General features: G+C 60.3%; 11 protein-coding genes. All 11 read right to left on the bottom strand.

What is annotated here, in order from left to right:
* Window positions 1-141: 141 nt before the first annotated feature.
* Window positions 142-699, bottom strand: a complete 558-nt coding sequence (locus tag G5253_RS12975) for a HutD family protein (protein ID WP_266135123.1) — start codon at window positions 697-699, stop codon at window positions 142-144.
* Between the two features lie 84 nt (window positions 700-783).
* A complete protein-coding gene (locus G5253_RS12970) occupies window positions 784-1443 on the bottom strand; it encodes a YceH family protein (protein ID WP_266135122.1) in 660 nt (219 codons plus the stop codon).
* A gap of 138 nt (window positions 1444-1581) precedes the next feature.
* Entirely contained in the window at window positions 1582-3720 is a 2139-nt protein-coding gene (locus G5253_RS12965) for a sensor domain-containing diguanylate cyclase (RefSeq protein WP_266135121.1), read from the bottom strand.
* Window positions 3717-4910: a sugar ABC transporter substrate-binding protein gene (locus tag G5253_RS12960; RefSeq protein ID WP_266135120.1), complete on the bottom strand. Its 1194-nt coding sequence runs from the start codon at window positions 4908-4910 to the stop codon at window positions 3717-3719. Before G5253_RS12960 ends, G5253_RS12965 begins: the two co-directional genes overlap by 4 nt.
* Window positions 4911-5072: 162 nt before the next feature.
* A complete protein-coding gene (locus G5253_RS12955) occupies window positions 5073-5288 on the bottom strand; it encodes a YdcH family protein (protein ID WP_005337763.1) in 216 nt (71 codons plus the stop codon).
* A 276-nt stretch (window positions 5289-5564) separates the two neighbouring features.
* Entirely contained in the window at window positions 5565-6176 is a 612-nt protein-coding gene (locus tag G5253_RS12950; protein ID WP_266135119.1) for a hypothetical protein, read from the bottom strand.
* A complete protein-coding gene (locus tag G5253_RS12945; RefSeq protein ID WP_150996553.1) occupies window positions 6173-7534 on the bottom strand; it encodes an MATE family efflux transporter in 1362 nt (453 codons plus the stop codon). Before G5253_RS12945 ends, G5253_RS12950 begins: the two co-directional genes overlap by 4 nt.
* 121 nt (window positions 7535-7655) lie before the next feature.
* Entirely contained in the window at window positions 7656-9479 is a 1824-nt protein-coding gene (locus G5253_RS12940; protein ID WP_005361668.1) for a SulP family inorganic anion transporter, read from the bottom strand.
* Window positions 9480-9550: 71 nt separating this feature from the next.
* Window positions 9551-10141 carry a nucleotidyltransferase family protein gene (locus G5253_RS12935; protein ID WP_040094760.1) on the bottom strand — a complete coding sequence of 197 codons (591 nt, stop codon included), beginning with the start codon at window positions 10139-10141 and terminating at the stop codon, window positions 9551-9553.
* Window positions 10128-10388, bottom strand: coding sequence for a GNAT family N-acetyltransferase (locus G5253_RS12930; RefSeq protein ID WP_005337747.1), 261 nt, complete (start codon window positions 10386-10388; stop codon window positions 10128-10130). Before G5253_RS12930 ends, G5253_RS12935 begins: the two co-directional genes overlap by 14 nt.
* A gap of 203 nt (window positions 10389-10591) precedes the next feature.
* Window positions 10592-11776 carry an iron-containing alcohol dehydrogenase gene (locus G5253_RS12925; RefSeq protein WP_150996557.1) on the bottom strand — a complete coding sequence of 395 codons (1185 nt, stop codon included), beginning with the start codon at window positions 11774-11776 and terminating at the stop codon, window positions 10592-10594.
* Window positions 11777-11785: the final 9 nt, after the last annotated feature.

The following is an 11785-nucleotide window of genomic DNA, read 5'->3' as shown; positions in this document are numbered from 1 at the left end:
TGCGTTGAAATACAGAACCCCCGATGCGGTACATAGAGGGTTCTGAGTAGAAAAATGCTAGTTGAAAATGTGTAAACCTATTTCAGGACTAGACAGTCACTTGTTGTGGCGTGGCATGACTGCGCACAGCCGACTTTCGCGTTATTTGGCCTGCAGGGTAAAGAAGGCGATGGTGGTCTTCTTCTGGCATTCGAAGTGAATGCTCTCTTCACCGGTCACCACCAGCGTCTCGTTGATGGCCACCTCTTTGCCCTGCACGGTCAGCTGGCCGCTCAGCAGGTGACAGAGGTAGGTCTTCCCTGGCTCGAGGGTCAGGGTCAGCGGGAAGGGGAGGTTCAGCACCCGCACGTTGGCGCTGATGCGAGCCGGATGGTAGATAAGCCCCAGATCGGTCACATCTTTTTTCAGCAACTCGCAGTGGGTCTCCTCGTCGCCGCTAAAGTGCGCCGCCTCGAAGGTGGCGTAGGGGTGGCCGTTGAGCACAAAGCCAGCCCCGCTTACCGGCAGCAAAATGCGCTGATAGCCGGGAAAGGGGGAGAAGGGGCCCGCGCTCTTGATGGGGGCCGAGCTCAGTCGATAGTCAAAGTCGAGTTTGGCAAGGCTGCTCCCCTTGGGGGAGATGAGGATCTGGCTGGTTGTGCCCTGCTGGTTTTTCCAGGGCATCTTCTGGTGGTCAGACTCTTTAATCAGGGTGATCACGGGCACTTCCTCACGATAAAAAACGCAGGGAGCCGGGGACATCAACCCCGGCTCCCTGATAGAGATTGGCGATGGTAAAGGCGATCAGCCCTGACCATCCAGTGCGGCCAGCCGCGCTTCCATGGCGGCGAGACGGCTCTTGAGATCGCTCACCTCCTGCTCCAGCTCGCTCAGGCGGTCGGCGGTAGGGGAGGCATAGGCAGCCGCAGGGGCAGCATCCATCATCGCCTGAATATCCACTTCGCCGCTAAACAGGTGGGCGTAGCGGGATTCGCGCTTGCCCGGCTCGCGTGGCAGCTTGACCACGTAGGGGCCACGCTCGATGAGCTGGGTCAGCACCGCATCCACTTCGGTGACATCATCGAAGCTGCAGAGGCGGTTGGTGCGCGAGCGCAGCTCCCCCGGGGTTTGCGGGCCGCGCAGCAGCAGTTCGCAGACGATGCCGAGCTCCTGGGCACTGAATTTCAGCTCGCCAAATTCGGTGTTACAGAATCTGTGCTGATAGCGGGGCACCCGGGCGTTGAAGCCTGCAGTGTTGACCACCAGCCGCTTGCGGATCAGCTCGTCCACCACGGCGCGGATATCGAGCTCGGAGAGCTCCAGCACCGGCTCGCGGTTGCTCTTCTGGTTGCAGGCGTTGACCAGTGCATTAAGGGAGAGGGGATATTGATCCGGGGTGCAGATCTCTTTTTCAATCAGACAGCCGATGACGCGGGCTTCCAGTGGGCCAAGTACTAACTCCATTTCCTACTCCCTTCCAAATCGAGACATCAAGAGCCCCTATCTTAGTCATGGTCCGCGCCGCGTCTAGCGTTGCGCGCCATTTTTGCGAGCTGATCAGGGCGTTGGCGAAAGGCTCGCCAACGCCAGAGGTCTCCGCTTTTAGCGCTGCCCCTGATAGAAGCGCGCCTTGTCGGCATACATGGCGTCATCCGCCACCCGGCTCAGCTCCGCCAGCGGGGTCTGGTCGCTGCTGCTCCAGCCGATGGCAAAACGCAGCGGGAAGCTATGCTCCCCATGTTGCACGATGGCGTGCTGCTGGCTTGCTTCCAACCTGCCTGCCAGCTGCTGGCAGGCGAGGTGATCCGCCTCTGCCAGCAGCACGAATTCGTCTCCTCCCATTCTGAATATGCTCTCATTCTGTCGGCACAGCGTGCGCAGTAGTCGTGCCATCTGGATCAGCAGGGCGTCGCCCGCTTCGTGCCCATACTGGTCGTTGGTGCGCTTGAGGCCGTTTAGGTCGAGCATGAAGAGGGCGAGGTGACGCTCCGGATGGCGCGCCAGCACAGCCTGATAGTGATGGAACATCTCTTCGAACGCCTGGCGGTTGGGCAGGCCGGTGAGGTTGTCGGTGCGGGCGACCCGTGCCAGTTCATCGGTAAAGAGTCGCCCCTCGATGCCCACTGCCAGTTGCTTGGCAAACAGCCGCAAGATAGCCCTGTCCTCCGACTCCAGCCCTTCGGCGCTCACCATCAGATAGCCAAACAGCACGCCACTCTGGCTGCCGGGCAGGGTCATGATCTTCCAGAGTGCGTTATCCCACTGGCATTCGGAGTGTTTGACCTCCTCATCCATCAGTTGGGTCAGCTTCTCCTGCAGGGCATCCCGCAAGGGAGCATCGACCCCCTGGGTCAGGGAGTAGTGGGGCTGGCCATCGCGGCGGATCACCAGCCCCCAGCGGTGACCGGGATAGAGCTGGGAGAGCTGCAACAGGGCGGAGCTAGCCAGCTCGGCGATATCCACATCCAGCTGCTGGTGCAGACCGAACTGCAGCCAGGATTGCAGCACATGGCGGCTGCGCTCCTCCCGGCTCAGGGCCGAACGCAGGGCGGTCGTTTGGGATGCCACCTCTTGCTCCAGCTCGTCATTGAAGCCGAGCAGCCGCTGGTTGAAGGCCTCTTTCTCGCTGTTGGCCTGCTGCAGTTGTTCGTTCTGTTGATAGAGTGCCCGCACCTGGGCCGAGATGGTGTAGGCCATCTCCTGCAGCAGTTGGCGTACCTCGTCGTACTCCACAAAGCGCAGCGGTGCCTGCCGTTGCTGGTAGTTGCCCTTGCCATAGCTGCGCACCAGCGCGGCCAGCGAGCGCAGCGGTCGGGTGAGCCAGCGGGTAAGCCAGACACAGCCGATGGCCACCAGCAGCAACATGACGGCGATGCTGATGGTGAGCAGCTGCTGGGATTTGTTCAGCTCGCTAACCCTGTCATCGCTGTAGCTGTAGAGGGTGATGGTGGGGGTAATCATCTCTGCAAGTTGTGGCCAGCCGATGGTCAAGAGCTGCGCCATCTGGCTGGGGACCCGGTCATCCATGTCTCTGGTGTTGTCATGTGAGCCCTCGTAGAGAGGGGTATCTCCTTGTGAAATGACCAGATACTCGCTCCCCTTGAGATAGGGTTCCAGCAGCTGGGCCATCTGTCGCCAGGGGAGGATAGCCATCACGAAGCCGGAAGGGGTCTGCATCACGCCAGCACGCTGGTGATTGCGATAGATGGGGGCCACCAGCGCCAGTCCGTCGCTGCGGTCCTGCTCCATATCGCCGATCAGCAGGGGATCATCCACAGGCATCAGCAGATGTTTACCCTGTTTGGCTTCCCGCGTCTTGCTCCAGGCCATCAGCTGTGGCATCAGGTTGCTCGATTCAAGGTGGGAGGCCCGGCCGTTGATGTACTCCACTACCCGACCCTGATCATCGATCAGGTAGGCCGAGGTCAGTAAACTGTTGGACTTGATGAAGGTAGCCAGCGCCAGCCGGGCATGACTGGAGAAGAGAAAATTCTCGAGTGCCTGATTGAGCACCCGGTCGTTGCTGAGTTGCTGAAGCTGGGTGCCGATCAGCTCGCTGCGAAAGCGAGCCTCACGGGTCATGCTGGTGAGGGCCCGTTCCAGCTGGGATTGTTCGCTCTGGGCAATGATCTGGTGCTGACGAGCCAGCAATATGCCGCTCACCAGCAGCGCAGGCAGCAGGGCTACGGTGAACAGGATGACGATGAGCGTGGGGCCGAGACGAAAGGTACGGTGGCTCATTTTGACTTGACCTGCCGGTATTGCTGATCAGCCAGTTGCTGCATGTAACGGGCCGCATCAGCAGCACTGCTTCCCTCCTTGAAACGCTCGAACCCCTTGTCCATCGCCTGCCAGACAATGGACATGGCGCTGTCGGAAGGCATGGGAGTACTGAGGGTAAACTGTTCCAGCAGCATCTTTTCGTGCGGGGCGGGGTGTTGGTTGATGGCGGCAAAAGCCCGCTGATTGATTGGCAACAGCGCTCCCTGCCGATAGATCAATTGCTGATTATCGTCCCGCTGGATGAAGGCCATCAGGGCTTTGATGACGGCCTGCCGCTCTTCATCTGCCATTGCCCAACGAGAAACACTGAGAACGTAGGCTCCGCTCATGGAGTGCATCGGGCGCTCTTCCCAGTGAGGCAGCAGGGCCACCCCAAGCCGTTCACCCATGTTTTTCACCAGGTCATTGAACGCCCAGTCCCCATTGATGAGGTAGGCGCTCTTGCCCTCATTGAAGCGGGCGAGAGCGGTGTCATAGTCGCACTCGGGATCGACCCACTGTTCGCTGGCGACGGTGCGATAGGCCTCCAGCGCCTGCACCATGGCCGGGTTGTCGAGGGTGATGCGCCCTTCGGTCACCGGCGAGCCGCCAAAGGTGTGTAAAAAGGCGGCGAAGTAGTACATGTCGTGATAGGGCCAGCTGACGGGGTAGACCCCCTTGGCCTTGAGGGCCGGGGTGATAGCTGTCAGTTGCTGCCATTGGGTCACAGGAGTCGAGACCAGCGCCTTGTTGTAAAACAGCATCAGATGGTTGCCCTGTATCATGGGCATGCCCCAGCGTTGCCGATCCAGGGTGACATAACGCAAGGCGCTGGCCATCATCGCGGGGGAAAACCACTCGGCCGGGAGGGGAGCGAGGGTCATCTGGCGATAGAGGCCGATAAAATCGGAGGGGATCAGCATCAGATCGGGCAGCCCCCTGGCCTGAGCTGCCAGCAGGAGATCCGCCTTGATCTTGCCCGGCTCAATCTGGGTGACCCGCACTCTGTGGTTCCCCTCCTGATTGAAGCGGGCGATCACGTCGTCGATCACGTAACCGGCCTGCTGGGAGTGCCACAGCTCCAGTTCAGGCTCCTGAGCCTGCAGGGGGTGGCTCAATGCAAACAGGCAAAGCAGCAAGAGATGATAAAAAGATCGTTTTCTGCTCATGTTATCATCACCGTTATTCCCTGAATTCCAAGGGAAAAATGTAACAAACTACCGGCAAGATCGGTAGGCTCGGGTGTCAACTAATTGACTGAAAAAACAAAAAGCCCGGCGCGTGGGCCGGGCTGGGGGATAAATTGCTTATCCGCATATTCTTCGAGGCATCTATTGTGGATGTTGTTTGAGGATGTCGTATATCTCCTCTTTCAGTTTGAGTTTCTGTTTTTTCAGATCTCTCACCTCGGCGCTATAGTCGCTGGCGTGATGCTTTTCCAACTTTCTAATCTCCGCATCCAGGTCGTTGTGCAAGTCAAACTTCTTCTGGAAATGGACATCACTGCTCTTCAGTTTCGAGATGAGTTCTCTGTACTCTGGGAACATGTAATGGAGCCTCCTTGGTTTCGTTTGATTGTGCCTGTAAGACCAAAGCTACCCCTTAGTGCCGGGGATAAATGTGATCCTGATCGGATTTGGGGGCAATGATTTGGAGTATTCGGCGGGATATTTATAACTTGTTGAATCAAAACAAGATAAGTGATTTATCAATCTGAATGGTGAGCCAAACTGTGCGACAAGTCACAACAGGGGCAGTGTTGGCGTGAGGGTGCAGGATCAAAAAAGGGGCCGAGTGGCCCCTGTTTATGGATGCAGGCAACATTACTCGTTCTCTTCGTCCGCCTGCTCTTTTTTCTTTTTCTTCTCGGGCAGCGGCTTGCCGTCGCGATGGATCACCTTGCCCGCTTCAAAGCCAATCTGGGCGGCCAGCTCCTCCAGATCCGCCGACTTGGCCTGATCCCCGATGGCGTATCGATAGTTGGCGATGGAGAGCTTGTCTGCCACCGGCGTGCCCGGGACGATAGGCTCGCGCCAGCCCTGGCCGATGTGAGCCACCAGGGTGCCATTCATCAGCAGCTCGCCAACAATCTCCTGGGTCGGGTTGCCCTTGCCGTAGGTGAGACCCTGTGCGTGCTTCTTGCCGACCAGTGGTTCGTTGCTGGCGGGGATCAGCTTGGTGCGGATCAGCCACTTGGGCTTCTTGGTGTTGCCCACCGCCTTGCCGGTCTGGTACTCGTTGATCTTGATGGTCTTGATCATCTGGGCCATGAAATCCTTGGTCAGCGCCTTCTGGGCTTCGCTGGTTTCATCGATGGCGATGGGGGCCACATACCAGGTCTGGGTGGCTTGAGCCTTGGGAGCGGCAGGGGCAGTTTGCGCCATGGCCAGGGGGCTGAGCAGGATGGCAGCCAGCAAGAGTCCTATCTTCTTCATTGTGATTCCGCTTTTGTTTCAACAAGAATTTTGTTTTGCCAGCGACGACTGCGCCAGCGCCAGAACATGGCCAGACCGCGCACCCACTCGTCGCAGGCCAGCGCCAGCCAGATACCGACCAGTCCATAACCCTGCATGATACCGAGGAAATAGGAGAGTGGCACGGCAATTCCCCACATGGAGAGCAACGCCATGTAGAGGGGGAAACGGGCATCCCCGGTGGCCCGCAGGGCGTTGATCACCACCAGATTGAAGGTGCGGCCGGGCTCGAGGATAAGGCTGATAAGAAACAGTTGCGCCACCTGGGTGATGATGTCGGCATCATCGGTAAAGAGGCTGATGATGGTGCGGCCATTGAGGGCCGCCGCCACGGCGATGACGCAGGTGACCGCCAGCCCCAGCTTGAGGCTTTTGAGCAGCTGCTGATAGGCGCGATCGAACTGTCTTGCTCCCGCCAGATGGCCGATGATGATCTCGTTGCCAAGGCCGATGGAGAGGCCAAACAGCAGGATAAACAGGCAGATCTGGAAGAAGTAGGACTGGGTTGCCAGCGCCTTGTCTCCCAGCAGTCCGACAAAGGCTGTCACCACCATAAACTGCAGCATCCAGGAGAGGTTCTCCCCTGCCGCCGGCAGGCCGATATGGAGCACCTTGCCCAGCATCTCCCGGCTGGGGTGGACGATATCGCGCACCACCAGTCGAATGCCGGTCTTGCGTGATACCAGCCACACCAGCAGCACCACGCCGACCAGTCGGCCCGCGACCGTGCTGATGGCGACACCGGCGACCCCCAGCTGGGGCAAGCCGAACCAGCCGTAGAGCAGCAGCAGGTTGCCGACGAAGGTGATGAGGTTGACGATCAGGGTAACATACATCGCCTGGCGGGTGTGGCCGTGAGCGCGCAGGGTGGCTGCCAGACAGAGGGCTGCCGCTTCCGGTAACAGGCAGAGACCGATGATCTGCAAGTAAAGCGTCCCGTCGCTCATCAGGTTGGCAGGCAGGTTCATCAGCGCCAGCATGGTGCTGGCGCCTGCCATCACGCCGATGGCGGCCACCAGACCGATCAGCAGGTTGAAGCCGATGGCGGTGTGGATCACCACCCGACTCTTCTCCCGATCGCCCGCCCCCAGATACTGGGTGATCACCACGCTGGTACCGATACTGACGAAGCTGAACAATGTGATGGCGAGATCGAACACCTGATTGCCGACCGCCAGCGCCGCCACTCCCTGATAGGAGACATGACCCACCATGAAGGTATTGAGGGCGCCGGTCAGAAAGTGCAGGGCGAGATCGATAAAGAGCGGCCAGGTCAGCGCAAATAGCGTGCCCGGGCCTGCGTGGGATTGAGATTGCATGGCATGTCCAACAGCTGGGAGGGCACGGGGGAGTGCCCTCTGGGGGCGCATTTAACACCAAGGCCAAGGCCGGTGCAATCCTTGTGCAGGATTGCACCGGCCAGGGGAGCAGGCCAAGGGATCAGGCAGGCGTGGCGCCCGCCTCCTGTTCGCTTGGCAGGGTGAGGCGCGCCGAGTCGGGCAGGGCATCATCCTGCGGCCAGTTGGAGCGGATGGCATCGGTGGTGCTCTCCACCACCGCATCATCCTTGAACACCGGCTCGCGATAGCAGCGGGTCAGGCGCAGCGCCTGATACATGTCGGGGCAGAGGATGATCCCTTCATCGCCCACCCGCACGCCCGCCTGCTTTAGCCAGTGGGTCATCTGGCCGTGGCGACCCGCCATCACCATATGGATGCCGCGCCGTTTCAGCTCCTTGTGCAGCTCTCCCACCATGCTCATCACGCTGATGTCCTGATGGGTGAAGCAGGCGACCGCATCGATCACCAGGCACTTGGGGGCTCGGGGATCCTGCACCAGCAGGGCCAGCACCCGCCGCTTGAAATAGGGGGCATTGAAGTAGGTGAGCGGCGAGTTGAAGCGATAGACCAGAATACCCGGGATCGCCTTGGCCTGTTCGTTGTCCCCCAGGGTACGTACTACCCCCTCGTCATCCATGCCGAGCAGTTGATCGGTGGGACGCATCACATTGCGCAGGAACTGGAACAGCCCCAGCAACACGGCAAGGGTGATCCCCGGGATCACCCCCATGGTGAGCACGCTGATAAAGGTGACCAGCGCCAGCCAGAAAGCGGAACGATCGGAGTTACGCAGCGCCCACAGTCCGCGAAAATCGGTGAGCGACAGGGAGGCCATTACCAGCACCACCCCGAGGGCGGCGGTGGGAATATATTTGAGCGGCGCCGTCAGATAGAAGGTGATGAGGGCGATCACCGCCGCAGCGATGATGGAGACCAGTTGGCTCTTGCCGCCGTTGGCGTCGTTGACCGCGGTGCGTGAATCCGCGCCGCTGATGGCAAAACCCTGGGAGACTGCGGAGGCGAGGTTCGCCATACCGAGGGCCCGAAACTCTTTGTCTGCGTCTATCTCGTAACCGTTTTTGGCGGCAAAGCTGCGGGCGGTCAGCATCATGGAGACGAAGCTCACCATGGCGAGGTTAAGGGCAGGCAGCACCAGCTCCCGCATCAGACCGGGGGGAAATTCCGGCATCTGGAAGGCGGGCAGACCGGAGCCCACCGTCCCCAAGGTGGCGATATCAAACTGGCCGAGATTAAAGCCCCACACCAGCGCAGCGGTCACCACCATGGCCACCATGGAGGAGGGCCATGCCGGTTTGTAGCGTTTGGCCAGCAGCAGGGTAAGCAGAGCCACCAGACTCATGGCCAGGGTCGGCAGATGGGTCTGGGTAATATAGGTGGCCCCGCTGGCGATCCGCTCGATGAGGTAACGTTCGCTAAAGGTGAAGCCGAAGATCTTGGAGAGCTGGCCCACCATGATGGTGATGGCTACCCCGTTGAGCAGCCCCATCAGGATCGGGCGGGAGAGAAAGTCCGCCAGCACTCCCAGCTTGAAGCGGCTGGCAATCAGGCACCAGAAGCCGGTCATGGCGGTCATGGTCATCACCAGTTGCCAGTGACGGGTGGGGTCGCCTGCGGCCAGCGGCGTCACCACGGCGGCAATGACCGCACAGGTGGCGGCATCAGGGCCGACAATCAACTGGCGGGAGGTGCCAAACAGGGCGTAGACCAGCATGGGCAGGATGCAGGAGTAGAGGCCGACGATGGCACCCACCCCGGCAAGCTCGGCATAGGCGATGGCGACGGGCAGCGCCACTGCCGCCACCGAGAGTCCGGCGCGAAGATCTGGCATCAACCAGGCGCGCTGGTAATGCAGCAGGGCGGCGAGGCCCGGTAGCCAGCGTTCGAGAGAGAAGAAGTCGCGCATTATTTAACCCATTGAGTTACAACCAGCTTTTCCCCTAGTGTGCCCAAGGTTATCGAAAGATTGCAATCAGGTTATGGCCAGTTTACCTGAAGGTCAGGCCAGATAGCCTGCCAGCGTTTCTCCTTGATGCGCTGGGTAAAAATCTGTTTGTCCTGGCGACATCTGGGGTTGGCACTCACTTGCAGCGACCAGTTGATGGCAAAGCCGTAGGGGGCAAGCCACTCGAACTCACCATCTCGGGTGAGACGCACGCCGATGCAGGTGGGCACTTCGACCCAGTGGCTCAGCGCCTCAAGGCTGCTGGCAAATGGCGCCACCAGCTGGCGAGTGTGCATGCGGGCCTGATTGCGCACCTCCCACTGCTGGCTGGGCAGGCGTTTGGCGAGCCAAGCTTCGTGCTCCGCTTCGGCCAGCCCTTGCGGATCGGTTTTATCGAGATAGATAAGGTCGATATCGTTGAGCGGGGTGGGCACCGCCTTGTGGTGAAGGTGATCCCAGATGAGGTTGCGGATAAAACCGGCCCCCAGCGCCCAGTCGGGCAGATTGAGCTCGGCCGCGGCTTGCAGGCAGGCCATCCGCTGCGGATCGGCCCGCAGCAGGGCTTCTGTTTTGGCTTGGAATTGCTGTTCGAGGGCGGAGTTCAGAGGTTCAGTTGTTGGCATTGCGGCGTAACCAGACATCAATGTAGCGGCAGCTCGGCACTATAGTGAGCCCCTCCGCCTGAGTCCAGTTGAAGAAGGCGCGTGCCAGCTGATCGGCAATCCCCTGCACCCGCAGCTCGGGGGGTACGAAGGTGCTGTAGGCATCGATGGTCTTGGCATCGAGCCGTCGGTAGCGCAGTCTCGACTCTTTCCCCTCCACCATACAGATGAACTGCTGCTGGTTGGCCTGATGGATGATGTCGCTCATGGTGGGCACCTCTGGCATAAAGTTGGGTCTCTCGGCACAACATAACTGTTAGCCAAGGTATAGAACAGATAATGAGAGCCCGTGGTCAATATCATCCCCCTTTGACAGAGGGCGCATCAATATCGCGATGCAGATCAAGGTGCCCGATGGTGAGTCGGGCACCGCGTTAGTGTCAGCACAAGAGTGTTGGCAAAGGGGAGGGATCAGACCCAGGCCCGCTCCAGCAGGGTAAGTAACTGCTCACGGTCGGCGTCCTTGCGATTGAACAGCAGGGCACCGTCGTTGACTGCCAGATCGCGGATCTCGGTCAGTAGCGAGCGATCGCTTACCCCAGCCTCGCTCATGGTGCGCGGCAGCTTGACCGCTTGCCACAAGGTGTCGCGCAGGGTGCGAATGGCTGTGATGGTCGCCTCCGCCCGCTGATGGGCCGGGGTGGCAGCAAAGCGCTCTGCCCCCACCAGCGGCAACAGCAGCCGGGCCAACTCGCTATCCACCTCGGGGCGGTTGTAGTCGAGCACGGTCGGCAAAAAGAGGTTCATGCACAGCCCGTGGGGCAGATGGCAGCGGGCTCCCAGACTGTGGCCGAGGGCGTGCACCAGCCCCACCATGGAGTTGGAAAAAGCCATGCCAGCCAGCGTGGAGCCTTCCGCCAGTTGCAGCCGCAGCTGTTTGTTTTGCGGGTCGTGGATGATTTGCGGCAGGGCGCTGGCGATCTTCTCCACTGCCATCAGTGCCAGCGCATCGCTCACTGGATTTTTCGCTGTGCCGATAAAGGCTTCGATGGCGTGGGTCATGGCGTCCATGGCGGTAGCGGCGGTGATATTGAGGGGCAGCCCCTGGGTCAGGCGCGGGTCGAGCACCGCCAGCTGGGGCAGCAGGAAGGGTGAGGTGAAGGGCACCTTGCGCCCGCTCGTCTCATCCTTGATCACTGCAACCAATGTCACTTCTGATCCTGTGCCCGCCGTGGTGGGTACCACCGCCAGCGGCTTGAGGGGACGGGTCAGGCAACCGGCGCCCGAGTAGTCGAGCAGATGATCCCCCCCCATGGAAGTGAGAATGTTGACTGCCTTGGCGGTGTCGATGACCGAGCCGCCCCCCAGCGCCACCAGACTGTCGCAGTCGAGCTCGCGATAGCGTTTGGCGATCCGCTCCACCACGGCGGTGGAAGAGTCGGCCGGGATCTCGTCCCAGATGGCGGCGACCGGCAGCTCCCCTTCGGCCAGCACATTGGCCAGCAGGGTGGCAAGGCCGGTAGCATTGACCCCCTTGTCGGTCAGCAGCAGCGGGCGACGGGCACCCAGACTGGCCAGCTCGCTGGCCAGTTGCTCCAGCGCCTGTTCACCGGCCAGCAGTTTGACCGGGCAGAAGAAATCGTAATAGCGGCTCATTTCAAGGCT

Source organism: Aeromonas sp. 602658, assembly GCF_049173005.1.
Classification (GTDB): domain Bacteria; phylum Pseudomonadota; class Gammaproteobacteria; order Enterobacterales; family Aeromonadaceae; genus Aeromonas; species Aeromonas veronii_A.
This window is presented reverse-complemented; position numbering and strand designations above follow the sequence as displayed.

Bases quoted from the DNA above. Each gene is read 5' to 3' on its own strand.
- G5253_RS12960 (WP_266135120.1), bottom strand. From the start codon at position 4,910: ATGAGCAGAAAACGATCTTTTTATCATCTCTTGCTGCTTTGCCTGTTT.
- G5253_RS12930 (WP_005337747.1), bottom strand. From the start codon at position 10,388: ATGAGCGACATCATCCATCAGGCCAACCAGCAGCAGTTCATCTGTATG.
- G5253_RS12935 (WP_040094760.1), bottom strand. From the start codon at position 10,141: ATGCCAACAACTGAACCTCTGAACTCCGCCCTCGAACAGCAATTCCAA.
- G5253_RS12950 (WP_266135119.1), bottom strand. From the start codon at position 6,176: ATGAAGAAGATAGGACTCTTGCTGGCTGCCATCCTGCTCAGCCCCCTG.
- G5253_RS12965 (WP_266135121.1), bottom strand. From the start codon at position 3,720: ATGAGCCACCGTACCTTTCGTCTCGGCCCCACGCTCATCGTCATCCTG.
- G5253_RS12945 (WP_150996553.1), bottom strand. From the start codon at position 7,534: ATGCAATCTCAATCCCACGCAGGCCCGGGCACGCTATTTGCGCTGACC.
- G5253_RS12925 (WP_150996557.1), bottom strand. From the start codon at position 11,776: ATGAGCCGCTATTACGATTTCTTCTGCCCGGTCAAACTGCTGGCCGGT.
- G5253_RS12955 (WP_005337763.1), bottom strand. From the start codon at position 5,288: ATGTTCCCAGAGTACAGAGAACTCATCTCGAAACTGAAGAGCAGTGAT.
- G5253_RS12970 (WP_266135122.1), bottom strand. From the start codon at position 1,443: ATGGAGTTAGTACTTGGCCCACTGGAAGCCCGCGTCATCGGCTGTCTG.
- G5253_RS12940 (WP_005361668.1), bottom strand. From the start codon at position 9,479: ATGCGCGACTTCTTCTCTCTCGAACGCTGGCTACCGGGCCTCGCCGCC.